The sequence below is a fragment of the Actimicrobium sp. CCC2.4 genome, from assembly GCF_034347385.1.
In the GTDB taxonomy this organism is placed as follows: Bacteria; Pseudomonadota; Gammaproteobacteria; order Burkholderiales; family Burkholderiaceae_D; genus Actimicrobium.
This window is the reverse complement of record NZ_CP133777.1, coordinates 1726355-1752190: the sequence shown is the minus strand read 5'-3', so window position 1 is coordinate 1752190 and position 25836 is coordinate 1726355. Positions and strand designations below refer to the sequence as shown.

Genomic DNA, 25836 nt, shown 5'->3' with positions numbered 1-25836 from the left:
TAGTGCGCGAATGCCTAAGCGGGTGTCTGTGGCAATTCCCACTTCGGATCGTAATCGATTTTAGCCAGGTACAAGCCATGCGGGCTGAAAGTCGGTGCCGCAAGATGGCGGTCCTTTTGCAGGATCAATTCCGACAGCCAATCCACCGGCTGGCGTCCCGTGCCGACATAGATCAGAGAACCCACCAGATTGCGCACCATGTGATGCAAAAACGCATTCGCATGCAGCTTGATGACAATCAGATCGTCGCGCCGCGTCAGGGCAACTTCGTGCATCATTTTTACGGGTGATTTCGCCTGGCAATCCGCTGAACGGAAGGCCGTAAAGTCGTGCGTCCCGATCAGTGACTGCGCAGCCTCGCGCATCCGGTCGAGATCAAGTGGTCGAAATACCCAGCCGGCCTTGTCGTTCCACAGTGGCGACCGGATCGGGTTGTTGTACAGCAGGTAGTGGTAGGTGCGCGATCGTGCACTGAAGCGGGCATGGAATTCGTGTTGCGGATCCAGCCTGGCGACGGTGGCCCAACGCACCGCAATCGATGGCGGCAAATGGGTATTGAGACCCCGCACCCAGGACGATATCGGCCTATCCAGCGGCGTATCGAAATGCACCACTTGCTCGATCGCATGGACGCCGGTATCAGTACGTCCGGCGCAATGCGTCGTGATATCGGATTGCGTGAACTTGAACAATGCCTGTTGCAGGCGGTCTTGCACGGTGTTACCGCTCAACTGGGTTTGCCAGCCATGCCATGGCGTGCCGTCGTACTGTACCCCGAGAACCAGTCGTTTCAAATTCATGTCCGCTTCATGCCCGCACACCGCCTTGGCGGCAAAACCTGTCAGTTAAAAAACAAACGGGCGCAAACGCGATGCGTTGCGCCCGTCAGCATAGCGCGTTGCGTCAGCCGAGCTTGGCGCGCATCGCTGTCGCCTGGCGGACCTGCTCGTTGGAACCGCCGCTGATGACTTCGTCCAGCAACTCGCGGGCACCTTCCTTGTCGCCAATTTCTTCATAGGCAATTGCGAGGTCGAGCTTGGTTGCCATCTCGGGTTCGTTCAGCAGGTTATCTTCGGACCCCGCAACAGAGACGGAAGCGTCATTGCCTGGTAGAGCCGCGGATCCGCTTAAAGCCTCCATTGACTTGTCCGGATCAAGATCGAGACTGATGCCCGACAAATCGAAATCGAGCGGATCAGGCGCGTCCGCTGACAGCCGACGGTCTTCCTTAAAGGGTGCATCGCCAAGCATCTCTGATGCAGGAGATACCACTCCGGTCAATGCCGGATCGGGCGTTCCCGGAACGTCGACATCTGCATCGGGAAAATCAATCACATCGGTCGTCCCCGAATCAATCGACATGCGCTCGTTTGACGCCAGCTCAGGCACATCAAAATCCATCGAGAGCTCGTCGTACTTGTCCGACTGTTTATCCGCCACTTTGGCGGCGGGCTCGTCAATTACAGCTTTGGACGAGTCAGCAGACATGCCTTCAGATCCAAGGGGAGAAAGGTCGAAACCAGCGAGGTCAAAATCGAGCCCGTCATCAACCACAGGTGGGGTCTCGGTTGCCCGCGCCGGAGGAACAGAGTCCTCAGGCACCGCAACCGGCTCCGGTGCCTCACTACCGAACGGATCCGTCATGTTGGTCTGCGTTGCTGCCAGCAAGGCCTCGAGGTCCAGATCTTCCATAGGCCGCGTCGGCGCACCAAGATCAGCCGCCAGCAATGTCGAGGATGCTTCGGGAGCCTTGCCCCCCGCATACATCGGATTGTTCGGATCCAGCGCAATACCCAGCGAAGCGGCCTGCGCCCAGTCCTCACCTTCCCCCTTGGTTCTCCCGAACAGCTCGGTAGCCATCAACTCGAAAGCGGCAACGTCCTTGCGGTTCGAATAAATTTCCAGCAGCTTGAGTCGTACCGCATCGCGCTCAGGCTGGTTGCGCAAAGCTTCTTTCAGAATTTCTTCCGCCTGCGCATCCCTTCCGTAAGCGATATACACATCGGCTTCCGCGACAGGATCTACCTCGTTCGCGTCGAGTTGGCTGAATGTAGGCGCAAAGTTCGAATTGAAAACACTGTTGTTCGTGTCGACGCTCGCACCACCGGTCGAGCCGAACATAGAGTTTGTTTTCAGGTTCGAATCCGTCAGCAGGCTGTTTTCAAATTGCTGGTTCTTTTTCTTTCTACGCGAGCTGAGTATGCCGAATCCCCCCAGCGCGACCAACAGCAGGCCCAGTCCCGGCAGCAGATAGGTATTGCTGACGAGGCGATCAATCAGACTGGCCTCCAAAACGGCAGGAACGATAACCGGAGGAACGGGCGTGGCCGGCTTCGCAACAGCTTCTTCCACCGGAGCTGCGACGATAGGCGGCGTTACGCTGATCGGCGACTCGATTTTCTTCTCTTCCACGATCGTCGGTGGTGGCACAGCGACAGGTGTGACGCCTGTTGGTGTCACAGGCACGACCTCCGCTGGTGGCACTGTTTGCAGCACGGGCTTCGCAGCGAGATCCGCCTTTTTTTGCTGCTCGGCCAAATCTTTGTTCTTCAACTCCAGCAGCTTTTGCAGATCCGCGACATTTTTTTCAAGGTCACGCACCCGACTGTTCGCTTCGACCAGCGCTTTGTCTTTGGCGATGCTGTCTTCAGGGTTACCGACACTGGCATTTTTTGGCAACACTACGCCAGCCACACCGGCCTTCGACAATTTCAGCTTGTCCCTGGATTCGGCAGCCGCATTGTTGGCTTCTTCGACCTTCGAGGAGATTTTGCCTGCGGCGCTTTGCTTTGCTTCGGACTCCCTTTGGGGTACCGATGTCGCCACCTGACCCGCAAGCTTGCTACGGTAACTATTAAAATCCTGCGTTTGCGCAACCACGACACCCCGCGCGTCCTCCACGTCGGTCCCGCGCGAGGCATCGGCTGTCGGGATGGTCAGTATCTCGCCTGTCCGCATCCGGTTCATGTTCTCGCCGGCAAAAGCTGCCGGGTTAGCGCGATACAGCGCAACGAGCATCTGGTCGAGTGACACGCCCGCTGGACGTGTCTGGAGGGCAATCTGCGTAAGCGAGTCGCCGCGTTTGATCTGGTAAGTCGTTTTCGGTGCTGCCGGAGCGGCCGCAGGCCGGGATCTGCCTGGAGCCGGTGAGGCGCCAGCACCAGCACCAGCACCAGCACCAACCGTGCTTGTCGCTGCCGGCGCGGAAGTTGGTGCCACTGGCACGGAGGATGGCACCCGGCCCTGCACCGAACTTGCCGCATTGACTTGCGCACTGCGCAGATTGGCCGGATCGAGCAGGAACGTGTACTCGCGCACCAGACGTCCATTGGCACCTTCGAGCTCAAGCAGCAGATCCACGTACGGCTCGTTGATCGACTGCGCCGACGTCACCCGAATGAACTGACGCCCACCGCTTTGCTCGACGGCGAACCGCATCGCCAGAACAGCAGGATTGAGCTCGATGCCGGCTTGCCGGAATGCCTCGGCGCTTGCCAGTTTTGCGACCAGCGTACCGGCCTCTTCCTTGTTGACCGAGGTCAGTTCGATCTCAGCACTCAGTGGCTGACCTAGCGCTGACAGTACTGTCAGACGCCCCAACCCGGCCGCATTAGCGCCTGATAAAAGCGTTGTCGCCAGGACTGCCGCACAAAGTGTCTTGAGGGCATACGTGGCCAGATGAGAGGAGGACGAGGATGTGTCGCAGTTACGGGCGTGCGGTGAAGGCATTTTGGCTAACATAGGTTGGCGTTCCCTTGGCGCAGTCGATGCTGTACACCAACTGTCATTCATTATCATTTTTCTTGAGCAACTTTTAACATAGCATCACGACTAGGGTCACGCAAGCGCAACCATGTCATCTGCAAAAGCAAACATCCGCCGCCCTAAAACGTTTGGGCAGCCAAACAACACGCAGCCAGGGAAAATCCCGGTCAATGCTCCAGAACAATCCGCAACATCCGACGCAATGGTTCCGCAGCCCCCCACAACAATTGATCTCCGACCGTAAATGCAGATAGGTATTCCGGGCCCATCTCCATCTTGCGCAACCGTCCGACGGGAATCGTCAGACTACCCGTGACGGCTGCCGGCGTCAGATCAGCCATCGATGCTTCGCGCGTATTCGGCACCACTTTGACCCACTGATTATTGCTGGCGATCAGCTCACTGATCTCATCCAGCGGAACATTCTTCTTAAGCTTGATCGTTAGTGCCTGTGAATGGCAACGCATGGCACCAACCCGGACACACAAACCGTCCATTGGAATCACCGGTTGCGCAGCAGCACCGAACGCAATGCCACGACCGAGTATCTTGTTGGTCTCGGCAGCAGACTTCCACTCTTCCTTCGACACGCCATTACCAAGATCCTTGTCGATCCAGGGAATCAGGTTACCTGCCAGCGGAACACCAAAATGCTTTGTTTCGTCGGCAGTCATTGCATGCTGCTTCGCCAGTACCTTACGATCAATTTCGAGGATCGCCGCTGCCGGATTGTCGAGCAATGACCTGACTTCGGCATTGATTGCGCCAAACTGGGTCAACAGCTCACGCATATGCTGCGCACCGCCACCGGATGCTGCCTGATACGTCATCGAACTCACCCAGTCAATCAGGTCATGCCGGAACAAGCCGCCAAGGCCCATCAACATGCAGGACACCGTGCAATTGCCTCCGACATAATTCTTGATGCCATGCTGCAGTCCGGCCTTGATCACATCGAGGTTGACCGGATCAAGCACAATGATCGCGTCGTTTTGCATGCGCAGTGTCGAAGCCGCATCAATCCAATACCCGTTCCAGCCGGCAGCACGCAGCTTCGGAAAAATTTCGCTGGTGTAATCGCCACCCTGGCACGTCAGGATGATGTCGCATTTTTTCAGGGCATCGATGTCACTGGCGTCTTTCAGCGTTGTTTCGTTGCGTGCCAATGCCGGCGCTTTGCCGCCCGCATTCGAGGTCGAAAAAAATACCGGTTCGATATGTGCGAAATCGTCTTCCTCCTGCATGCGTTGCAAAAGTACCGAACCAACCATCCCGCGCCAACCTACCAAGCCTACAAGTTTCATTGTCATTTCCTAAACGTAAGGCGGAACATGCCCGCCGTATTTGACCGATATCAATTAAGTGCTTTGACCACTGCATCGCCCATCGCCTGTGTACCCACCAGCGTAGTGCCTGCCTCGTGAATGTCGGCAGTACGCAACCCTTGCGCCAGCACCGATTTCACTGCCGCGTCGATCCGGTCCGCCTGCGCCGGCATATTCAACGAGAAGCGCAGCATCATTGCCGCCGACAGGATAGTAGCCAGCGGATTGGCGATCCCCTTGCCGGCGATATCCGGTGCCGAACCGTGGGATGGCTCGTACAAGCCTTTGTTATTCGCATCCAGCGATGCCGAGGGCAGCATGCCGATCGATCCGGTCAGCATTGCTGCTGCATCGGACAGGATGTCGCCAAACATGTTGCCGGTGACTAGCACATCGAATTTTTTCGGGGCACGTACCAGTTGCATCGCTGCGTTATCGACATACATGTGATCGAGTGCAACGGCAGGGTATTCACGATGCACGTCGGTGACGATATCGCGCCAGAACTGGCCGGTTTCGAGCACGTTGGCCTTGTCAACACTGGTCAGGCGCTTGTCGCGTTTGAGTGCAGCCTGGAACGCCACGTGGGCGATCCGGCGGATCTCGGTCTCGGCGTAGCGCATCGTGTCAAAACCTTCACGCTCGCCCTTGAATGCGCCGTCAGGAGCCGTCCTTACACCGCGCGGATGGCCGAAATAGATGTCACCGGTGAGTTCACGAATGATCAGGATATCCAACCCGGATACCACTTCCGGCTTCAACGTCGAGGCGCCTGCAAGTTCCGGATACAGGATCGCCGGACGGAAATTGGCGAACAGGCCCAAGGTCTTGCGCAGACCAAGGATGGCCTGCTCGGGACGCAGTGCGCGTTCCAGCTTGTCGTATTTCCAGTCGCCGACCGCGCCGAACAGGATCGCATCGGCGTCCTTGGCCAGCTGCAACGTTGCATCCGGCAACGGATGACCGTGCGCTTCATAACCAGCGCCGCCGACCGGTGCCGTTTCCATCTCGAACTGTTCGCCCAGCACATTGAGGACGCGCACGGCTTCTGCGACGATTTCCGGGCCGATACCATCGCCCGGCAGGATTGCAATTTTCATAGTGTGCCTGGTAAAAATAGGCAACCGGAGTGCCTCCGGCTGCAAAAAGAAAGCGTCAGATCGCGTTGGTGAGCCAGGGCTTGTCAGCCAGATGACGCTCTTCGAACGCGCGGATCTTGTCGGCTTGTTGCAGCGTCAGGCCGATGTCATCGAGACCGTTTTGCAAGCAATACTTCCGGAAGGTATCGACCTCGAATGGAAAGCTTTCGCTGCCGTTCGTGGTGCTGACAAGCTGGAGCTCAAGATCAATAACAAGACGAAAGCCCGGAAAAGCACGCACTTCGTCAAACAGGTGATCGATCTGCGCTTCGGTCAGCACGATCGGCAGCAGGCCGTTCTTGAAGCAATTATTGAAGAAGATGTCAGCGTAACTTGGCGCAATGATGGCGCGAAAGCCGTACTGGTCGAGCGCCCACGGCGCGTGCTCGCGCGAGGAACCGCAACCGAAGTTCTTGCGGGTCAGCAGGATAGAGGCGCCGGCGTATCGCGACTGGTTCAGCACGAAATCCGGATTCAGCGGGCGGCGCGAGTTGTCGCGACCTGGCTCACCGTGGTCAAGATAACGCCACTCATCGAACAGGTTCGGGCCGAAACCGGTGCGCTGGATCGATTTCAGGAATTGTTTGGGAATGATGGCGTCGGTATCGACATTGGCGCGGTCCAGCGGAGCAACCAGGCCGTCATGCAAGTTAAATTTATTCATGTGAAGTCAGCAATCAATGACGTTCAGGCGTGCAACTGGGTTGAGGCAATCAGCATGGCACCATCCGGCACCATGCCGACCACTGGAAACAGCGTGTCTTAACGGGACGCGCCTTGTACTTTTTCACCAACGCGCTCGACATCCTTGCCCAGCCCGTTGATCGTATTGCAACCAGACAGCATGAAGCTGGCAAGCACCAGCATCAGTGCAATGGTTTTGCTCGTTTTATGCATTCCCTGCTCCCCGTCTTTTTTAACTGCGAACTATAAGGTGCGAACGTCAACAAAATGTCCTGCAATGCCTGCCGCTGCAGCCATGGCGGGACTGACAAGATGGGTACGTCCACCCGCACCTTGCCGGCCTTCAAAATTACGATTCGACGTCGATGCACAGCGCTCGCCAGGTTCGAGCCGGTCGGCATTCATGGCCAGGCACATCGAGCAACCCGGCTCACGCCATTCGAAACCGGCAGCGCGGAATATCTTGTCGAGACCTTCGCGCTCGGCTTGCTCCTTGACCAGACCGGAGCCCGGCACCACCATCGCCAGCCGGACATTGGAGGCGCGAAACTTGCCGCGCACGACCGCTGCCGCGGCCCGCAAATCTTCGATACGCGAATTGGTACATGATCCGATGAATACCTTGTCGATGCGGATATCAGCGATTGCGGTATTGGGTTTCAAAGCCATGTAGGCCAGCGCTTTTTCCATCGAGTCGCGCTTGGTCGGGTCTTTTTCTTTGTCCGGATCCGGCACCCGGTCATCGATCGCGACCACCATTTCCGGTGATGTGCCCCAGGTCACCTGCGGCTTGACCTGATTGGCGTCAAGCGTCACGACCAGGTCGAAGCGCGAACCGGCATCGCTGTGCAGCGTGCGCCACCACGTGACGGCGCGCTCCCAGTGCGGTCCGACCGGCGACAACGGCCGCCCCTTGACATAGTCAATCGTGGTGTCATCGACGGCGATCATGCCGGCGCGGGCGCCAGCTTCAATGGCCATGTTGCAGACCGTCATGCGACCTTCCATCGACAGCGACCGGATCGTACTACCGGCAAATTCGATCGCGTAGCCATTGCCGCCGGCCGTGCCGATCTGGCCGATCACAGCCAGCACAATGTCCTTTGCCGTGACGCCCCGTGGCAGCGCGCCATCAATCTGGACCAGCATCGAGCGCGATTTTTTGGTCAGGAGGGTCTGGGTAGCCAGCACATGCTCGACTTCAGAGGTGCCGATGCCGTGCGCCAGACAACCGAAAGCGCCATGGGTCGAGGTGTGCGAATCGCCGCATACGACGGTCATGCCGGGCAAGGTCGCGCCTTGCTCGGGACCGATCACGTGGACGATACCCTGACGCTTGTCGGCCATGTTGAAATAGGTCAGACCGTAGGTCTTGGCATTGGCATCGAGGGTCTCGACTTGCAGGCGCGAGGTCGGATCGGCGATACCCTGGGCACGGTCGGTGGTCGGTACATTGTGGTCAGCGACTGCCAGATTGGCGGAGAGTCGCCATGGCTGGCGACCGGCCATTTTCAGGCCATCGAAGGCTTGCGGACTGGTGACTTCATGAACCAGATGGCGGTCGATATAAAGGATCGTCGTACCGTCGCTGGCCGTGTCGACCACATGAGAATCCCAGAGTTTGTCGTAGAGTGTTTGAGCCATGGCGCGCTACGCACCGTTTTCGGGTGCGGCTTCAGCGAAGAAAATCGGATCCCGATTATGCCATAGTTGCGTAGCGAAATTCGCGCAAAACCGCCTCCCCCGGCCGGCTACTACGCCCCTTTTGCGCCGGTATCAGCCCGGCGCTGCGGATGCCGGAATCGCCGCCAGCGTCACCTGCACATCGCCACACTGGGCACGATGGCGCAAAGCGTGGTCCATCAGCACCAGCGCCAGCATCGCTTCGGCAATCGGCGTGGCACGGATGCCAACGCAGGGATCATGGCGACCAAAAGTTTCGACCTTGATCGGCTGTCCGTTCTTGTCGATTGAATCGCGCGGGCTGCGGATAGACGATGTCGGCTTGATCGCGATCGATGCCGTGATCGCCTGGCCGGTCGAAATCCCGCCCAGCACGCCACCCGCATTGTTGCTGCGAAACCCTTGTGGTGTCAGCTCGTCGCCATGTTCGGTGCCTTTCTGGACGACCGATTTAAAGCCGGCGCCAATCTCCACACCCTTGACGGCGTTGATGCCCATCAAGGCATACGCAATCTCGGCATCTAGCTTGTCGTAGATCGGTTCGCCCAGTCCGACCGGGACGTTATCTGCAACGACATCGATGCGCGCTCCGCAGGAATCGCCATCCTTGCGCAGGGCATCCATATACGCCTCGAGCTGCGGCAGCACGCTGGTGTTCGCAGCAAAAAACGGGTTCCGGTCGACATGTTCCCAGGATTCGAACGGAATCACGATGTCGCCCAACTGGCTCATGCAACCGCGAAACGTTGTGCCGTATTGTTCGAACAGCCATTTTCTGGCGATCGCCGCAGCACCCACCACGGGCGCGGTCAGGCGTGCCGACGAGCGGCCACCACCCCGCGGGTCACGGATGCCGTATTTCTGGAAATAGGCGTAGTCGGCATGACCGGGACGAAAGGTCTCGGTGATGTTGCCGTAATCCTTGCTGCGCTGGTCTTCGTTGCGGATCAACAAGGCGATCGGGGTGCCGGTTGTACGGCCTTCGAAAACACCCGACAGGATTTCGACGGTATCGGACTCCTGCCGTTGCGTTACGTGCCGCGAGGTGCCCGGCTTGCGCCGGTCGAGTTCGGGCTGGATGTCCGCCTCCGACAACAACATGCCGGGAGGACAGCCATCAATGACGCAGCCAATGGCCGGACCGTGGGATTCGCCAAACGTAGTGACGGTAAATAAAGTGCCGAAGGTATTGCCGGACATAGTCTGTGGGCGAGAAAAAAAGGAAGCCCCAATTTTAGCAGTCCGTCACCGGATTCCCGGATGGATTTTCAGCGCGCTGCCACCATGTTCAACTCAGCGGCTCCTGACTGACCAACACGCCGTCGGCATCGGCATAAATCCAGTCGCCGGGCCGCACCATCACACCGGCGATCGCAACAGTCAGGCCGGCGTCGCCCAGCCCCTTGCGCGCACTACGTTGCGGGTGTAAGCCAAGTGCGCGGATACCGACCGCACCGGCATTGAGTTCATCAACGTCACGCACACAACCAAAGACGATGATGCCGTTCCAGCCGTTGGTATCGGCCAGCGCTGCGAGCTTGCCACCGACCATGCCGCAGCGCAGACTGCCACCACCGTCGACGACCAGAACCTGGCCCAGGCCGGGCTGCTCGAGCGCGGAACGCACCAGGGCATTGTCCTCGAAGACCTTTAATGTGAAGGCTGGTCCGCTGAACGCCGGTGCCTGTCCGTAGCGTTGAAAGACGGGAGGCAGCACTTGCAATGTGCCAAGCCGGAGCAAGTCTTCATGGGCATCACACAGGTCGCAACTGGAAAATTTCATCATCATCTTTCGTTGGGTAAGATGCCGCCCAGCATACCCGTGTCGCCGTGCCGACCGCATTATTGAGACACCGCGAAATCATTGTTTTGCTGAACAAACCTGGAGCATTTCCAAAATTTCTCGGCATCAATATCAATCTTCGTTACTATAAGCGCACAATTTTCTGGAACAACCCGACCCAGGGCATCACCGCGACGACGGTCAGTCCAAAGGTAGATCACAGTGCAGTTGCCATCAGGAGTGGTGCCGGTGTCTGACAACGAACAACTCGACAAGCCCGAGATTGATCGGCTCAACCGCCAGGCTTTATCGTGCCTGGCCTCGAATCGCAACGAAACGAACCGGCTGGCCGGTATATCGCTTGCCCATTCCGAGCGCATTGGCTATCAGCGCGGCAGTGCCCATGCCCGACTGAATTTGCTGTCAGTGTTATTCCATGCCGGCGAATTCGAACAGTCCGAGGCAATGTGCAAGCCCCTGCCCGCCCTGTTCCAGAGCCTCAATGATGCCGAAGGCGGGATGACTGCCTCGGTCTGTCTGGGTGCCATCGCGACGCGGCGCGGCGACTTCGTGCGCTCTGCCAGATATCTGGATAACGCGCGCAGGCTGGCCAGTCAGATTCCCGATTCGCTCAATAAATTCTCGCTCTACAACCGGCTCGGTATCGACGCGCTCAGTCGTGGCGACATCAGCGCCGGTCCACGCAATTTTTTGCTGGCACTCGATATTGCCGAACGCTTCGGCACCGCCTCGCACCGGGTCAACATGCTGTCGAATCTGGCATCCTGCCAGCATGATCTGAGCAATGACGAGGACGCCATTCCGCTGCTGGGCGAAGCGCTAGATATCATCCGCAACGAAGGACTGTATTCGCAGCAACCGCTGGTCTCGGGCAATCTGGCCATGTGTTTGCTGGCCACCGGAAAGGCACAAGAAGCATTGCAGGAAATCACGCCATTTTTCGACATCGCCGAGATTGATCCGGCCGACAAGGCGTTTATCCATAGCCTGGGCGCGCACGCCTCCATCCTGCTACTCAAACTCGATGACGCCGAGACCTTGCTGAACCAGGCCCAGCAATTTGCGCTGATCAACGACGATCATGAAGAACAGATGCATGCCTGGCTGGTACGCGGCATGCTCGACATGGCGGCAGGTCGCACCCGCGCAGCGCTGGCAGCGCTGGAAAACGCGCGCAGTCTGCTCAATACGACGCGCAACCCGTTTTACCAGCAACAGATTTACAAGGGCCTGGCCGGCATCCATGCCAAGCTCGGCAAATGGCAAAACGCCTATGGTTACCTCGAGCAGTATCAGTCGCATGCCGAAGCCAGCAGCAAGTCCGCGCGCGACTCGCGCCTGCTGATGCGCCATCTCGAAACCGAGATGAAAGACCTCAAGGAAGAGCGCGACAGCGCGCTGGCCAAACAGGCGGCGCGCGAAGCTGATAACCAGAAACTGGAAGACCTCAACAAGGAACTGACGCATCAGATCCACCACGTCAATTCGCTGCAAAGCTCGTTGCAGGAACAGGCGATCCGCGATCATCTGACGGGCCTGTACAACCGGCGGCATTTTGAAACCTGCCTCAATGCCGTGCTGCACGAATCAAGCGGTCGTTTTCCGATCGCCGTCGTCATCGTCGATCTCGATCTGTTCAAGCGCGTCAATGATACGTATGGCCATCCGTTCGGCGACGAAGTGCTGATCCGTTTTGCACGGCTGGTCGAGGCCAACCTGCGCGGCAGCGACATGCTGTGCCGCTACGGCGGGGAAGAATTCTGCATACTGCTGCGCGATGCCGATGGCGAGACTGCCCTCAACAAGATCGCGACAATTGCCGCAGCGTACCGCAGTCTAGTGATCAGCCACGGCACCCACACGCTGACAGGCTGCACGTTTTCAGCCGGCGTGGCCGAATATCCGCATCACGGGATAACCCGCAACGAGCTGCTGATGCGCGCCGACACGGCCCTGTATGCGGCCAAGATAGCCGGCCGCAACCGCGCGCTGGTGGCGATCAGCGACTGACGAACTGCCTGAACTCACCGCCCCGTCACGACGGCGATGTGTTCGTCAAGACGGTAGACCAGCTCGACCAGCAGACGTGATGCGACAGGACGTCCCCCGCGCATGGCCGGATCAAAGTGCATGCCGTCAAATGCCGTCAGGGCCGAGGCCGCAAATCCGGGTGTTGCCGCCAGGATGCGCAGTACGTCGATGCCGCCCTGCTCGCTGATCAGAATTTCTACCAGCACCCGGCCGTGTTCGCGCAGCTTGAAAGCTGACGGCGGATAAACGGGCTGCAGGTCGGCCAGTGCGCGAACACGCTGATCGACTTCCAGTGCACCCGAATAGCCATCACCGCCACCATCGTACTGCAGCAAGTCGTCGGATAACACTTCCCGGATATCCACCACAGGTTGGGCAATTGGCAGTGACAGCGGGGAAGCCGGCGCTGACGCCGACGATACAGGCGGCGCCAGCGCAGCCACCGGCGACGCTGACAGCGGCGCTGGAGGCGTTACCGGCAACTGCACCATGAGGACCGCATCAGAGGCAGGATGACGCGGCGGCATGCGGGTCTCAAGCAATAGCCAGAAGACGCCGTGCAGCAGGATGATCACCAGCCCTGCCAGAAAACGACTCACTGAAAACCGCCCCGAACAAACGCCGGTATCACTGCACGTCACCAGCAATACGCCACATCCGCAGAACCGCCCCCGGTCTGCGTGCCGAGCTGGTTATAGGTCAGCGTACCGCACTTCGCGTCGGCAAAATTCGGCGTTGCCGTGATCAAGTAGCTGTCCGTGGCCGGATTGATCACCGTGATCGCGTAATGGGTGCTCGGTGCCACCAGCGTTGTCGAGTAAGTGTTGTTGAGCGTAAAAAAACGCTCCTGCAGCGACGCAGTCTGCAAGATCGCCGACTTCCCTTCAGCACGCCGGGACTTGTTGACCTGCTCGACATAAGACGGATAAGCCACCGCTGCCAGGATCGCGATCACCGCCACGGTAATCATCAGTTCGATTAGTGTGAAGCCATTACGATTTGATTCTGTCATCACGCCTCCTGCCGGGTTATCGAGGTTCATCGCTTAGCGCATGATTTCGCGCCACGACAAGCGGCCACTGGAACCGGCAGCGTTTTCTAGCACGCTCTCGACAGTGCCTTTCGACCCCGACATGACCTTGAATTCGCGCTTCGGCTCGGCCCGCAAAATCGTCGGTGCCGACGGGATCCCGATCGTCGAACGCCTGCCGCTGACCGGAATGGCATCACTTGTGGCGCTGGCCTTCAGGTAGTCGGCGGCAGAAAACTGGTTATCCTTATTGACATCAAAAGGCGTGACCGCCAGACGGCTGCCGCTGACCGCATCGAGCTCCATCAGCCAGCCATCACCGCCGAAGACACAGGCCGTCGACGACGGAATCAGGGTGGTGAAGATCACCCGGCCACCGCGAATTACCGGATTGAAAATGACCCGCTCCCCCTGCGGCAACGGCGATGACGGCGTCTGCAAATCGAGGTACCAGCCTTTTTGCGCCGGGTAATTGACCAGGTTATTGGAGCTCAGACGATACGCGGTAAAGTCAGTGGCGCTGGCAGTGACCTCGGCAAGCATGGTTTGCCTGACCAGTACCGAGCGATCCGTCGCACTCGTGGCTCCAGTGACGCCGTCCGGGTCCCAAATACCGTAAAACGTCTGTGGTGTTAAATCACTGGTATCCGTGAGCTGCAAATAGCGGCCGGTACCAAAGGTGACCATGTAGCCACCGGCAGGATTGCGTATTGCATCAGGTGCGGAGGTGATTGGCTGCGCGACGCCGCTGGCCGATTTGGCCGTGTAGAGCAACTGAGCGGCTCCCCAGGCCGATGAATTGGCATTGCTGAGCGCAAACTTCCACATGTTGCCGCGCAGGTCGCCGGCATAGACGGCATCGACCATGCCATTGCCATCGACATCGACCGGCAATGGCTCCGACAAGCCGTTCGGCGTGGCCGGCGAACCGATCGCACTATCCGTCGCCAGCTTCAGGTAGTCGACACCAGCCGTCCAGGTTTTTTTACCGGCAGCACGGTCGAGGAAGACGATGTATAAAAACGCGTTGCCGCTCGAGGTGTTGTTGTAGCCGTTGCCGAACACCGCAGCCCAGCGACCATTTGCCATCTTGACGATCGATGGCTGGCCGAACGTGAAGCCCAGGTCCGCATCGACGGCGTCGGTAAATTCCCACTGGACGATGGCGGCTGCCTTGGTCGCAGCTTCGCTGAAACTGTCGGGATCGGTGACGTCCAGCGCAAACACGCTGGGTCCGCCGCTGGCCAGACCGCCGACCAGGAAGGTTTTCCAGGCCCCGTTGACCTTGGCATCCCGCACGATGGGCGTGCCGTCTACCAGATAGGAATGGGCTAGTCCCTGGTCCGGCAATCGCGACAGCACCGGCATCAGGCGCGATGGGACAAATGCCAATTTTTCGGTGCCGTCCGTCGCAGAAAATCCATGGAGCATTCCATCGTTGCTGCCGACATAGACCATCGGTGTGCGCGCTGACCATGTCGAAATGAAACCCGGATAATCCGGATCGGCGTAGCCGCCGTCAGGCTTGCCGACGAATTGCGGATTCGAGTTAACGATATCGCCAAGCACGGACGTCCGACGCACGCGAAACGCGTCGAAGGCCGTGCCTTCCAGAGTCTGGTTGCCACGGATCCAGTTCAGTCGCAACTCGCCCCGGCCATCATTAATTGCCCCGGAATTGATATTGAGCGCCGACTTGTAGGGTGCCGGCAAAGCTGCCCAATTAAACGCAATTCCACCTTCGCCGAGCATGTCCGGTAAGCCGTTATAGCTAAGAACCACCCGCGACGCCGGCGACCGGCCATTCAACGCGGCTCCCGCATCCCAGAGCGGGGTTGGCGCAACCACGCCATTTCGATCGATCGGAAAATCCTGCAATTGCCCGGACCAGTCCGACGGATTGAAACGTGCCTGATAAATATGCGCACCGGTATTGAGGGATGTCGAGCTACTGGCCACCGATGCCGACGAGGCATTGAGCAAAATGGACTGGAAAGCACGTTGCAGCGAAACCTCCAGTGCAGCCGGATTAGTGACATAGAAATAGTTATCGGGAATCCCATCCGAGCCTTGCCGACCATTGCTCAGACGGGTGTCCCATTCGGATACATTGTCGGGCTTGCCATTACCATTACCATCGATAAAGCCCCCCCATTTTGCGGCGTAGAACAGGGGATCTTGTAACTGGAACGACACCTCACCCGAAGCCTGATAAGTAGCCGTAGTGGGTGGATTCAGGCTTCCGGCGCACGCGTTGCAGCCACCGGAAGCGTTGAGGTAGCTACCGGCCGGCGTCACCGTCAGGTTGGTCGGATCTGTGAACGAGTAGCCGTAGACACCAGAGTGAAAATGCGGACCATCCTTGTCCGTACCTGAAATAACATACCCGAAACCCTGCCCGTTGATGGACGAGGCACCGACGATCCCCGTGGTGATCTTGAGGGTATTTCCCGAAATGACGTAGTTCAGCATGCCCCAGACATCCTGGTCAAAGTCACCACCCTGACTGGAGTCTTCCCAGTTGACATAGAACGACCCACTGGTCGGGGTCTGCGAAATGATCTTGAAATCGACAAGGGTGCCGGAGCTGTAGATGCCTCTGCCCCCGGCGTTCATCCGGTAAGCCGGTAGCAGAACGACCGGCTTGCCATTGACAACAAGGTTGATCTTCGGCGTACTGCCGGCCAGCTGGATTCCGTAGGTGGTCACTTTCAACGACTTCGTATCGGCAGCCGGCACGGCCGCGGCGACGGGATCCGGCCTCGAGCGGATCCGGTTGGTATGGGCGTACCAGGCGGCACCGGCAATCTGGAATGTCCCCTTGGTTCCGGGACCTTCCGGGCAGAGACCTGCCACCAGACCCAGCCCGTTGACCGTCTTCGCCGTACACAGACCGTCGGCACTACTAGCGCTGCCGGCATTACTACCGACAAACCATTTGTTGCCGTTGATGCCTTCCGTGATACCGATCTGGGTTGTCAAGTCTGCCGCGCTGAGCGTGCTGCCCAGATCGTTTATGCCGCCCATCTGATCACCGTCATACGACGACACGCTGGGATTGAAGACCAGCGTATTCAATGCCGAGCAATAATTGTTCACGGTCAAGGGGTCGACCCAGGTTTCAACGGTCAAGCCCAAGGTCTGGTTGCCCTGTCGACCAATCCTGTCGTCCTTGCTGCCGGCCGGATAGCCATAGCTGGACGTGGGCGATTTTCCTGCAAAATAGCGCAGCGATTCAAGGTAAATTTCCGACATCGGATTGCCCCAGCTCGAGCAATTTCCCTCATTCGCGAAATCTCCCAGGTTGGTACCGCCGCCGCTTTGTACCAGGCCGGGCATCTGAAACGTACAACCGTCATTGGCGATATACGTGCCATCGCCATAATCGTAGCCATACAAGCGCAACAAATTCATGTTGTAGACGATGCCCTTGACGCTGCTGAACTTGCCGTTGGAAGTTGGCAGTGCCCCATCGACCTCCGAGGCAAAATCAACCACATTGCGGCGCAGTACGCCCCCCGAAATATTCTTCTGGTAGCTGCCACTCATCATTCCGAACTGCATCAAATTACTGTCGCTATCGCCATAGGTGTGAAGCAACCCGATCGGCTTGTAGGTACCGTCGGGATAGCGCTTGCATTTTTCGGTTTCGCGCAGACCCGCTACGCAAACCTGAACGCGGGCGATGTATTCGCCGGTAGTCGATGGTGCCACGGTCGTGTTCAGGCCACGGCTGGCACGCTTCGGATTATCCGCCGATGAATTCATCCCGGACACAAGAGGCACGTTGCCGTTGGACGAACCGGACTCGCCCTGCGTATTCGCATGCTCTTCGGCCCAGTTGCATTGCCAGCGCTCATTCGATGCCCATAATGCGTAGTTGCCTCTGGCAACACGAATTTGCGGCGCGGCACTATTGTTTTGCGAATACCGGTTTGGAGCCGTTGTATCGTTCGGAGTCACATTGCACAAGGTCACGCCGGTTCGCGTCAGATTGGTCAGTGTCCACCGGGAGTAGGTTCCCGAACCACCACTCGGAATGCCATTGCTCGGTACGTTAATCTGCAAGCGATCTCCTACTGACGAGACCCAGCCGACCATGAAAGCCGCGGCCGCCGCGTCGGTACCATCCCGATTTATTGCCGTCAGTCGCACCTGGTCGCCCAGCGCCACGTCGCCCCAAGTTGTTGTCGTCACCGGTGACTTCAGGCCAGCGCTGATCTCCAGCGACGAGGTACTTTGCAGCGACGTGCCAACATCTTGCGCCACCGAAAACGGCGTCAGCTGCGACAAGTCGGGGCCGTTGTAATACTTGGCCCACGAATGGGCATCCATAGGCTGGAACGAACGCTCGAGCACCGTTTCTGCCCCATCGGTCGCGCGCATACCGCCGTAGAGCAGTTTGCGCACCGCATCCATGCGTGACATCGTCGCCCAGTTCAGGAAATTACCGCTCCACTTCCCGGTGCAATAGTGAGTCACTGCCATTGCAGCCGGTTCGAAGCGACCGCGTGCGGTGGAATAGTCATAGCACTTGGCTGAATCAAAATAGCCGTAGTACTCCACATTATTGGTATAGGTGGTCTGAATCACCCCGTCGCCAAGCAGATCGGAATAATCGTTATAGGCCTTGAAAAACAGCTGCTGGTCTTTCGACATGTCGATCATCACTTGCGGCTTGACCGCACTTGTGGTGTACAGCGGGGCAGTCGCCAGCGCCAGCGGCGCGGCGTCCGTCGAAGCGGGGAGCAGCAGGGCGACGACCAAAGCCGACGTCATCAGAGGAAGGGGCCGGCGGATCAGACGGGTTTGGATGGACATGATATCTCCGTGACCGGAAGGTCAGATTGGGTAACTCAGGGACGAATGGTTTCCTGCACGATGACGCTGGTACCGGCGTTCGCGCCATAACCGATGGCAGTGATGCGATACAGCCATTTCTGCGGGACCTTGGCGCTCAGGCTCACGCCATTGATATCGGGCAGTGCTTCGATCAAATACCGTGGCGGGGCGATAACTCCACCCGGTGCCGGCGCTACTTTGAATTTCTGCGCGGTGGTCAGCGACGTCATTTCGCCGTACTCGACCGAACGCGCCGGATCGGTCAGGTACGTTTCCCACACCTGCGGCTGGCCAGCCGTGGCAGGCAGGCATAAGCCCTTTGTGGTCACTCCGCTGCAATCGGCAACGGCACCGGTCGCGCCCTGGATCCGGCTAGCCGGGAGGTGGATATCTGCACGCGCATCGCGCAGCGCCGATTCGGCAGCAAAGAACGCGACATTGCGATCCCGGCTATTGCGCGCCATGCGCTCATCGGTCTTGCTGATCAATGCCGCACTCAGGCCCAGCAAGGCCAGGATGATCAGGAATAGCATGCCGATCAGCAGCGTCGATCCCTGTTCGCGCGGTATGACCCGCCATGTCGTTGAAGAAGTCGTCATCATCAATCCAGTCGATTGCGCAACGCCACCGAAAACGTCACGCGTTTTCGCAGACGGCCATCATTGGCCGGTCTGAACACGCTGCCGGCATCGCTGCCCGGTGCGGTATTGCCGGGCGCATATTGCAACCCGAAATGATTGAAGACCGGCGCTGTCGCCGGCTTGACGTTATCGGCCGAACTGCTACGCACGACTGCCGAGACCAGTACGCTGACCACTTTGCTCATGTCGGCCACACCGGCAGGCTGATAACTGAACCGCGTACCGCCACCGTCAAGATCAACCACGTACAGCAATTGCAGGCTATCGACACCGGTGACCAGGGGTGCCGAATTCGCGCCAACCGTGCAATACAGCGTTGGCTCCAGTGACGCCGGATCGGTCTGTACCGTGTAGATTTGCGTGACCATCATGTCGCGACCGAGGGGATTGCCCAGGCAATCGAGAATGCTGCGATCAGCCACGCCGGAGGTGTCTGAAGCGCCGTAAAACCGCAAGGTCAAGGTATCGCTGGCATTCGTACTGGTGCCATTGAGCGCATCAATGAACAGCTTGCTGCCGGCAGGATTGGTCGTAAAAGTCGAGCTGGCATTGACGTCCCGATAACCGGATAGGCGCAAATCATGCGTCATCACGCGCATCAGGTAGCGTGCATTTTCCTGCACCCTTGAGAGTGCTCCCTGGCTGGTGTAGGCGCCTTTCTGCGTGAGATACAAGCCGGTCACCGCTAAAATAACGGTCAGCGAAATGGCGATCGAGATCATTACTTCGATCAGGCCGAAACCGCCAGCAAGGCGACGCGCCATTCGGGCGCTCATGGCTGAAAGCTCGTCACGAACTGCCCGACGTTACCGTTGCGCTCGTCTTTCCACCAGATCTTGATCACATACGGCGCATTGGCGGAGTGGTCGCAGGCCGGTGCGGCCAACGTGCCATCAGCGGGGGTCGAGTCAATACAAATGATGCCCCCGGCACCCGGGCCCAGCAAGTCGAGGAGGTTCTGGCTCCAGATGGCTAACGCCGTCCGGGCAATCTCCTGCCCGCTACAACCAGTCGCCGTCATGCACGCCGCGACAGCCGTCGTCGTCGTCGGTGGTGCAGACAGGTCGTAGTAATTGGCGTCCAGACCGGCACGGTTCGACAACACGTGGTCGGCCAGTGAGGCGGCTTCGGCCGTCGCAATGGTGCGCAAGCTGGCACTTTGCGAAAAACGCAGCATCTGCAATTGCAAACCAGCCAGCGCAAGCAATCCGAACGCCAGCACCACGATCGCGATCATCACTTCGATCAGCGTGAAGCCGCGATAGCGCAACGACGGGGAACGGAATCGGGACAGGGAGCGCGGCATCATCGCTGGCCTCAGGGACAAGTGGTGGTAGTGAGCGACGGGCGTCCGGTCAACCCGACCGACACCAGGCGGCCGACGTTGCCGGGGCGTGTGTCACACAGCTTGAAGGTGGCAGCGGCATTGGCCTGGCCCGACGGGTGAAACTGGATCCAGCCTGATGAAGGACCGGTGATGGTGGTGGTTGCCGCTGCAGGTGCCCCGGAAAACACCAGTGTTTCAGCTGTGCCGCGGACCTTGTTGTTGTCGGTATCTGCAAACACCAACTTGTTGGTCTTCCAGTCGGTACCGCAGACGCTGTCGCCGGCGCTGGTACACAGCAGCACGCTGGCATTGATGCGCGACGCTTCGCTGCGCGCGGTCTGCAGCGCCAGCAGGATTTTTTGTGCTTCGGAGGTAATGCGTGCATCAAGCACGAAGGACTGGAAAGACGGAGCGGCCAGCCCCAGCAAGATGGCGACAATCGCCATTGCAACGAGCAATTCCACCAGGGTGAAGGCGGCGCTGGGCGACGGTACCGGAGACGGAGCAGTAGTCATGGCATGTAAAAAATAATCCGTTGAAAAGATTTCTTACATGCAGGTTATTACGCGACTTACCCTGATGTATATACCGCAAGTCAAATTTAAGTGACCACTGATCACAATTCAAGATGTGGCAATACCCTTGCTGACACTCCCGCCATCGGTCGCTTTCAGCATCAGGCATACACGATGCAGCGCGCTTTTCACGGCGAACCAACGCGCCGCCGGCAAGCCGCCGCGATATCAAACGAACCGCATGGCCGAATTCTCCTTGACACAAGTCCGGCCAATGAACTACTTTCACCGCTATGCCTTATTTCTTTCTTCCGCTACAACTTCTCCTGCTGACGATCTCGTCGCCAGCACTGCTGCGCGTCAAGCGCACATAAAAATACCCCCCTCCTGTTAGTAATTTCCACCGCCCGGCATTGACCAGGCGGTATTTCTGATCGACTTTTTCCGGAGTACCTTGCCATGTTGAACAACCCCGCCACCCGCTATCGCCCCTTCGCCCCGATCGCTCTCGCCGATCGATCCTGGCCATCAAAAACCATCACGACACCGCCCATCTGGATGTCGACCGACCTGCGCGACGGCAACCAGGCCTTGTTCGAGCCCATGAATGTCGAGCGCAAACTGCGCATGTTCCAGACCTTGGTCGAGATCGGCTTCAAGGAAATCGAAGTCGCTTTTCCGGCCGCTTCCGAAACTGATTTCGGTTTCGTGCGCACGCTGATCGAACAGAATCTGATCCCGCATGACGTCACCATCGAAGTCCTCACGCCGGCCCGCGACGAACTCATCGAACGCTCGATGGAAGCCTTGCGTGGTGCGCGTCGCGCGATCATCCACCTGTACAACGCGACCTCGCCGAACTTCCGCCAGATCGTGTTCGGCCTCGACCAGGCCGGCGTCAAGGCCATCGCCATCAAGGGCGCGCAGACCATCAAGCGCCTCGCCGCTGCCCAACCCGATACCGAGTGGGTATTCCAGTACAGCCCCGAAACCTTCACCGGCACCGAACTGCCGTTTGCCAAGGAAGTCTGCGACGCCGTCATCGATATCTGGGAAGCCACGCCGCAGCGCAAGGTCATCATCAACTTGCCCGCCACCGTCGAACTGGCTTCACCGAACATCTATGCGGACCAGGTCGAATGGATGAGCCGCAACCTCGCGCGCCGTGACTCTGTCATCATCAGCCTGCATCCGCATAATGATCGCGGCACCGCCGTCGCCGCGGCCGAACTCGGCATGATGGCCGGCGCCGACCGCGTCGAAGGCTGCCTGTTCGGCAATGGCGAACGCACCGGCAATGTCGACCTCGTCACGCTGGCGTTGAACATGTACTCGCAAGGCGTGCATCCGGGCCTGGATTTTTCCAACATCAATGAAGTCGCGCGCATCGTTGAGCACTGCACGCAGTTGCCGATCCATCCGCGTCATCCGTATGTCGGCGATCTGGTCTTCACGGCGTTCTCGGGTTCGCATCAGGATGCGATCAAAAAAGGCATGGCCGTGCAATCGGCTGATGGGCTCTGGGAAGTCCCTTACCTGCCGCTTGATCCGGCTGACCTCGGTCGCACCTACGACTCGATCATTCGCGTCAACAGCCAGTCAGGCAAAGGCGGCATTGCCTTCCTGCTTGAAGCCGAATACGGGATGGTGATGCCGCGCCGTTTGCAGGTCGAGTTCAGCACGGCCGTGCAATCGCTGACCGAGCAGACCGGTGGTGAAGTGGTGGCATCTGATATTTGGACACTGTTTTCAAAAGAGTATTTCGCGGTCCGGGAACCGGTCGCGTATGTCGGCCACCGGCTGTTCGAGCATGGCCAATTGCAGGGCATCCACCTGAGCGTCACGCTATTCGGACAAGCACTCACGCTCAGCGGTGAAGGCAACGGACCGATCGATGCGCTGTTGCATGCGTTGCGCGTGCAGGCGAAGTTGCACAGTTACGAGGAACGGGCGATGGGCCAGGGAGCGGATGCCACGGCGGTGACCTTTGCCGAAGTTGTCGCCGACGGCGTACCGGGCACTGTGTTTGGCGTGGGTATGCACGTCAACATCGTCACCGCGTCGGTGCTGGCCGTCATCAGCGGGTTGAACCGGATTTATGCAAAATTACCGGAGCAGGAGCGGGTTGGATTTTTCCGGCAGCGGGAGCAGGTTAGCGTTTAATGTGGGTAGCTTGAGCGGTGCAATGCCCTTCGGTTATTGCACCCTACAAGCTGTGGGGCGCGTCACTCATTCCACTACGTTCGTCCTGCTTGGTCCCACCAAAACGCCCCCCAAATCACACCGCCACAGCACCCTTCCCGAACGTCAACTCCCCATTCACCACATCGATCAGAATCAAATCCTTAGGCCCGTACTTGCCTTCCAAAATCTGCTTCGACAACGGATTTTCGATCTGCTGCTGGATCGCACGCTTCAAGGGCCGTGCGCCGTACACCGGATCAAAACCGGCCTCGGCGATTTTCTGTAGCGCGGCGTCGGTGATCTCGAGCCCCATTTCCATCTTGCCCAGACGCTGCTCAAGAATCTTCAGCTGGATGCGCGCAATCGCACCGATATGCTTTTCATCGAGCGCATGGAACACGACGATCTCGTCGATCCGGTTGATGAACTCGGGCCGGAAATGCTGCCGCACTTCGGCCATCACGGCCATCTTGACGACCGCCGGTTCACTCTCCTCCATCGCCTGGATCTTGTACGAACCGAGGTTCGAGGTCATCACGATGACAGTGTTCTTGAAGTCCACCGTGCGACCCTGGCCATCGGTCATGCGTCCGTCATCGAGCACCTGCAACAGCACATTGAAGACATCCTGATGCGCCTTCTCGACTTCATCGAGCAAGATCACGCTGTACGGCCGGCGGCGCACCGCTTCCGTGAGGAAGCCGCCTTCGTCGTAACCGACATAGCCCGGCGGCGCACCGATCAGGCGAGCCACCGAGTGCTTTTCCATGAACTCGGACATGTCGATGCGGATCATCGATTCTTCGGTATCGAACAGAAAGCCAGCCAGCGCCTTGCACAATTCGGTCTTGCCGACACCGGTCGGCCCGAGGAACATGAACGAGCCATACGGCCGGTTCGGGTCCGACAGACCGGCGCGGGACCGGCGGATCGCATCCGACACGGCGACGATCGCTTCATGCTGGCCGATCACGCGCTGATGTAAAAAATCTTCCATGTGAACCAGCTTGTCACGCTCGCCCTGCATCATTTTCGAGACAGGAATACCGGTCGCGCGCGAGACGATTTCGGCGATTTCTTCGGCCCCGACCTGGGTGCGTAGCAGCCTTGGCTTGGTATTGGCCTTGTCGGCTTGCTCGTCCTGGCGCGACTGCGCTTCAAGGGCTTTTTCGAGTTCAGGCAAGCGGCCGTATTGCAGCTCGGAGACGGTTTTCCAGTCGCTTTTGCGGGTCGCCTCATCCATCTGCAAGCGCACTTCCTCGATCTCTTCCTTGATGTGTTGGCTACCCTGCACGGCGGCTTTTTCGGCGCGCCAGATTTCTTCGAGGTCGGCGTATTCGCGCTCGCTGCGCAGGATTTCTTCTTCAATCAGCGCCAGCCGACGCTGCGAGGCTTCGTCTTTTTCCTTCTTGATGGCTTCGCGTTCGATCTTCAGCTGGATGGTGCGGCGATCGAGCTTATCCATCACTTCCGGACGCGAATCGATTTCAATCTTGACCTTGGCGGCGGCTTCATCGATCAGGTCGATGGCCTTATCGGGCAGGAAGCGGTCGGTAATGTAGCGATGCGACAGCTCGGCTGCAGCGACGATGGCAGGGTCGGTAATGTCGACACCGTGATGGACTTCGTAGCGTTCCTGCAAGCCGCGCAGAATCGCAATCGTGGCTTCGACGCTCGGCTCGGCGACCAGAATTTTCTGGAAACGGCGTTCCAGCGCAGCGTCTTTTTCGATGTACTTGCGATACTCGTCGAGCGTGGTCGCGCCGACGCAATGAAGTTCACCACGGGCCAGCGCCGGTTTCAGCATGTTGCCCGCGTCCATCGCGCCATCGGCCTTGCCGGCACCGACCATCGTGTGCAATTCATCGATGAAGACGATGGTCTGCCCTTCGTCTTTAGCCAGATCTTTGAGCACGGCTTTCAGGCGCTCTTCGAATTCGCCACGGTACTTGGCACCGGCGACCAGCGCGGCCATGTCGAGCGATAGCACGCGTTTGGATTTGAGGCTGTCCGGCACTTCGCCATTGACAATGCGCTGCGCCAGGCCTTCGACGATGGCGGTCTTGCCGACGCCCGGCTCGCCGATCAGTACCGGATTATTTTTGGTGCGGCGTTGCAAAACCTGAATCGCACGGCGGATTTCATCATCGCGGCCGATCACCGGATCAAGCTTGCCGAGGCGGGCCCGTTCAGTCAGGTCGATCGTGTATTTGGCGAGCGCCTCGCGCTGGCCTTCGGAATCGGCCGAATTGACCGATGCGCCGCCGCGCACTGCTTCGATGGCGGCTTCGAGGGCCTTGCGCGTCAGGCCATTTTCGTGCGCGGCCTTGCCGGCTTCGGACTTGTCGTCGGTCAGGCCGAGCAGGACCATTTCGCTGGCGATGAACTGGTCGCCGCGCTTCTGTGCTTCCTTGTCGGCGACATTGAGCAGTGCACCGAGTTCGCGTCCGACCTGTACTTCGCCACCGGTGCCGGAGACTTTTGGCAAGCGCTCCAGCGCCGACTTCAGTGCAGACGTCAGACCACCGATATTGGCGCCGGCGCGCTGCAACAGCGAGCGCGCACTACCGTCGTCCTGGTTCAGCAGGGCCACCAGCAGATGCGCCGGTTCGATGTACGGATTGTCGTTACCAACGGCCAGGCTTTGCGCATCGGACAGCGCTTCCTGCAGTTTGGTGGTGAGTTTGTCTAGACGCATGGCGGGCTCCGGAATGGATTCAATAACCACAACATGGGGTGTGGTATTGGCTTTTCAAGCGACGGATTGCATTTTTGCGTCAGGATTCCAGCTATCAGAATCGGTGCAATGCCCTTCGGTTATCGCACCCTACGGGTCGGAGGTAGGGTGCAATAACCGAAGGGCATT

The 25836-nt window shown here is 58.6% G+C and carries 20 protein-coding genes; 3 read left to right on the top strand and 17 right to left on the bottom strand.

Annotated features, from left to right (window positions below; genetic code table 11):
* Window positions 1-14: 14 nt before the first annotated feature.
* The 9 genes from truA to rraA all read right to left on the bottom strand — a co-directional run bounded on the left by truA (window position 15) and on the right by rraA (window position 10379).
* Entirely contained in the window at window positions 15-800 is a 786-nt protein-coding gene (truA, locus tag RHM62_RS08115) for a tRNA pseudouridine(38-40) synthase TruA (protein WP_322125005.1), read from the bottom strand.
* Between the two features lie 103 nt (window positions 801-903).
* Entirely contained in the window at window positions 904-3741 is a 2838-nt protein-coding gene (locus tag RHM62_RS08110; RefSeq protein WP_322125004.1) for a FimV/HubP family polar landmark protein, read from the bottom strand.
* A 191-nt stretch (window positions 3742-3932) separates the two neighbouring features.
* Window positions 3933-5069 (bottom strand): aspartate-semialdehyde dehydrogenase, encoded by a 1137-nt coding sequence (asd, locus tag RHM62_RS08105; protein WP_322125003.1) that lies wholly within the window; start codon window positions 5067-5069, stop codon window positions 3933-3935.
* A gap of 50 nt (window positions 5070-5119) precedes the next feature.
* Window positions 5120-6190, bottom strand: a complete 1071-nt coding sequence (gene leuB, locus RHM62_RS08100) for a 3-isopropylmalate dehydrogenase (RefSeq protein WP_322125002.1) — start codon at window positions 6188-6190, stop codon at window positions 5120-5122.
* Window positions 6191-6245: 55 nt separating this feature from the next.
* Window positions 6246-6893 (bottom strand): 3-isopropylmalate dehydratase small subunit, encoded by a 648-nt coding sequence (leuD, locus tag RHM62_RS08095; RefSeq protein WP_322125001.1) that lies wholly within the window; start codon window positions 6891-6893, stop codon window positions 6246-6248.
* Window positions 6894-6991: 98 nt separating this feature from the next.
* The gene (locus RHM62_RS08090) at window positions 6992-7096 is read right to left on the bottom strand and encodes an entericidin A/B family lipoprotein (RefSeq protein WP_322125357.1); all 105 of its coding nucleotides are present in this window, start codon (window positions 7094-7096) and stop codon (window positions 6992-6994) included.
* A 60-nt stretch (window positions 7097-7156) separates the two neighbouring features.
* Complete coding sequence (gene leuC, locus RHM62_RS08085; protein ID WP_322125000.1) at window positions 7157-8557, bottom strand: 3-isopropylmalate dehydratase large subunit; 1401 nt, start codon at window positions 8555-8557, stop codon at window positions 7157-7159.
* Between the two features lie 132 nt (window positions 8558-8689).
* On the bottom strand, window positions 8690-9796 hold the full coding sequence (gene aroC, locus RHM62_RS08080; protein ID WP_322124999.1) for a chorismate synthase: 1107 nt from the start codon (window positions 9794-9796) through the stop codon (window positions 8690-8692).
* 88 nt (window positions 9797-9884) lie between these two features.
* A complete protein-coding gene (gene rraA, locus RHM62_RS08075) occupies window positions 9885-10379 on the bottom strand; it encodes a ribonuclease E activity regulator RraA (RefSeq protein WP_322125356.1) in 495 nt (164 codons plus the stop codon).
* A gap of 47 nt (window positions 10380-10426) precedes the next feature.
* On the opposite strand from rraA, the gene RHM62_RS08070 reads away from it, so the two are divergent.
* On the top strand, window positions 10427-10636 hold the full coding sequence (locus tag RHM62_RS08070; protein WP_322124998.1) for a hypothetical protein: 210 nt from the start codon (window positions 10427-10429) through the stop codon (window positions 10634-10636).
* Window positions 10629-12410 carry a diguanylate cyclase gene (locus RHM62_RS08065; protein WP_322124997.1) on the top strand — a complete coding sequence of 594 codons (1782 nt, stop codon included), beginning with the start codon at window positions 10629-10631 and terminating at the stop codon, window positions 12408-12410. The genes RHM62_RS08070 and RHM62_RS08065 overlap by 8 nt, the downstream gene beginning before the upstream one ends.
* A 14-nt stretch (window positions 12411-12424) precedes the next feature.
* On the opposite strand, the gene RHM62_RS08060 is transcribed toward RHM62_RS08065, so the two are convergent.
* The 7 genes from RHM62_RS08060 to RHM62_RS08030 are packed head-to-tail and all read right to left on the bottom strand — an operon-like array spanning window position 12425 to window position 20786.
* Complete coding sequence (locus tag RHM62_RS08060; RefSeq protein WP_322124996.1) at window positions 12425-13030, bottom strand: TonB family protein; 606 nt, start codon at window positions 13028-13030, stop codon at window positions 12425-12427.
* Between the two features lie 38 nt (window positions 13031-13068).
* Entirely contained in the window at window positions 13069-13443 is a 375-nt protein-coding gene (locus RHM62_RS08055; RefSeq protein WP_322124995.1) for a type IV pilin protein, read from the bottom strand.
* Between the two features lie 33 nt (window positions 13444-13476).
* Window positions 13477-18282 (bottom strand): pilus assembly protein, encoded by a 4806-nt coding sequence (locus RHM62_RS08050; RefSeq protein ID WP_322124994.1) that lies wholly within the window; start codon window positions 18280-18282, stop codon window positions 13477-13479.
* Between the two features lie 35 nt (window positions 18283-18317).
* Window positions 18318-18905 carry a pilus assembly PilX family protein gene (locus RHM62_RS08045; RefSeq protein ID WP_322124993.1) on the bottom strand — a complete coding sequence of 196 codons (588 nt, stop codon included), beginning with the start codon at window positions 18903-18905 and terminating at the stop codon, window positions 18318-18320.
* On the bottom strand, window positions 18905-19720 hold the full coding sequence (locus tag RHM62_RS08040; RefSeq protein WP_322124992.1) for a PilW family protein: 816 nt from the start codon (window positions 19718-19720) through the stop codon (window positions 18905-18907). Before RHM62_RS08040 ends, RHM62_RS08045 begins: the two co-directional genes overlap by 1 nt.
* On the bottom strand, window positions 19717-20253 hold the full coding sequence (gene pilV, locus RHM62_RS08035) for a type IV pilus modification protein PilV (protein WP_322124991.1): 537 nt from the start codon (window positions 20251-20253) through the stop codon (window positions 19717-19719). Before pilV ends, RHM62_RS08040 begins: the two co-directional genes overlap by 4 nt.
* An 8-nt stretch (window positions 20254-20261) precedes the next feature.
* Entirely contained in the window at window positions 20262-20786 is a 525-nt protein-coding gene (locus tag RHM62_RS08030; protein ID WP_322124990.1) for a GspH/FimT family pseudopilin, read from the bottom strand.
* 459 nt (window positions 20787-21245) lie between these two features.
* On the opposite strand from RHM62_RS08030, the gene leuA reads away from it, so the two are divergent.
* On the top strand, window positions 21246-22949 hold the full coding sequence (gene leuA, locus RHM62_RS08025) for a 2-isopropylmalate synthase (RefSeq protein WP_322124989.1): 1704 nt from the start codon (window positions 21246-21248) through the stop codon (window positions 22947-22949).
* Window positions 22950-23064: 115 nt separating this feature from the next.
* On the opposite strand, the gene clpB is transcribed toward leuA, so the two are convergent.
* Window positions 23065-25668: an ATP-dependent chaperone ClpB gene (clpB, locus tag RHM62_RS08020; protein ID WP_322124988.1), complete on the bottom strand. Its 2604-nt coding sequence runs from the start codon at window positions 25666-25668 to the stop codon at window positions 23065-23067.
* Window positions 25669-25836 lie beyond the last annotated feature (168 nt).

Excerpts from the sequence above, each read along its gene's own strand:
- aroC (WP_322124999.1), bottom strand. The coding sequence starts at position 9,796 with ATGTCCGGCAATACCTTCGGCACTTTATTTACCGTCACTACGTTTGGC.
- RHM62_RS08090 (WP_322125357.1), bottom strand. The coding sequence starts at position 7,096 with ATGCTGGTGCTTGCCAGCTTCATGCTGTCTGGTTGCAATACGATCAAC.
- leuC (WP_322125000.1), bottom strand. The coding sequence starts at position 8,557 with ATGGCTCAAACACTCTACGACAAACTCTGGGATTCTCATGTGGTCGAC.
- leuD (WP_322125001.1), bottom strand. The coding sequence starts at position 6,893 with ATGAATAAATTTAACTTGCATGACGGCCTGGTTGCTCCGCTGGACCGC.
- asd (WP_322125003.1), bottom strand. The coding sequence starts at position 5,069 with ATGAAACTTGTAGGCTTGGTAGGTTGGCGCGGGATGGTTGGTTCGGTA.
- leuA (WP_322124989.1), top strand. The coding sequence starts at position 21,246 with ATGTTGAACAACCCCGCCACCCGCTATCGCCCCTTCGCCCCGATCGCT.
- leuB (WP_322125002.1), bottom strand. The coding sequence starts at position 6,190 with ATGAAAATTGCAATCCTGCCGGGCGATGGTATCGGCCCGGAAATCGTC.
- RHM62_RS08045 (WP_322124993.1), bottom strand. The coding sequence starts at position 18,905 with ATGATGACGACTTCTTCAACGACATGGCGGGTCATACCGCGCGAACAG.
- pilV (WP_322124991.1), bottom strand. The coding sequence starts at position 20,253 with ATGATGCCGCGCTCCCTGTCCCGATTCCGTTCCCCGTCGTTGCGCTAT.
- rraA (WP_322125356.1), bottom strand. The coding sequence starts at position 10,379 with ATGAAATTTTCCAGTTGCGACCTGTGTGATGCCCATGAAGACTTGCTC.
- RHM62_RS08055 (WP_322124995.1), bottom strand. The coding sequence starts at position 13,443 with ATGACAGAATCAAATCGTAATGGCTTCACACTAATCGAACTGATGATT.
- RHM62_RS08050 (WP_322124994.1), bottom strand. The coding sequence starts at position 18,282 with ATGTCCATCCAAACCCGTCTGATCCGCCGGCCCCTTCCTCTGATGACG.
- RHM62_RS08040 (WP_322124992.1), bottom strand. The coding sequence starts at position 19,720 with ATGAGCGCCCGAATGGCGCGTCGCCTTGCTGGCGGTTTCGGCCTGATC.
- truA (WP_322125005.1), bottom strand. The coding sequence starts at position 800 with ATGAATTTGAAACGACTGGTTCTCGGGGTACAGTACGACGGCACGCCA.
- clpB (WP_322124988.1), bottom strand. The coding sequence starts at position 25,668 with ATGCGTCTAGACAAACTCACCACCAAACTGCAGGAAGCGCTGTCCGAT.
- RHM62_RS08030 (WP_322124990.1), bottom strand. The coding sequence starts at position 20,786 with ATGACTACTGCTCCGTCTCCGGTACCGTCGCCCAGCGCCGCCTTCACC.
- RHM62_RS08110 (WP_322125004.1), bottom strand. The coding sequence starts at position 3,741 with ATGTTAGCCAAAATGCCTTCACCGCACGCCCGTAACTGCGACACATCC.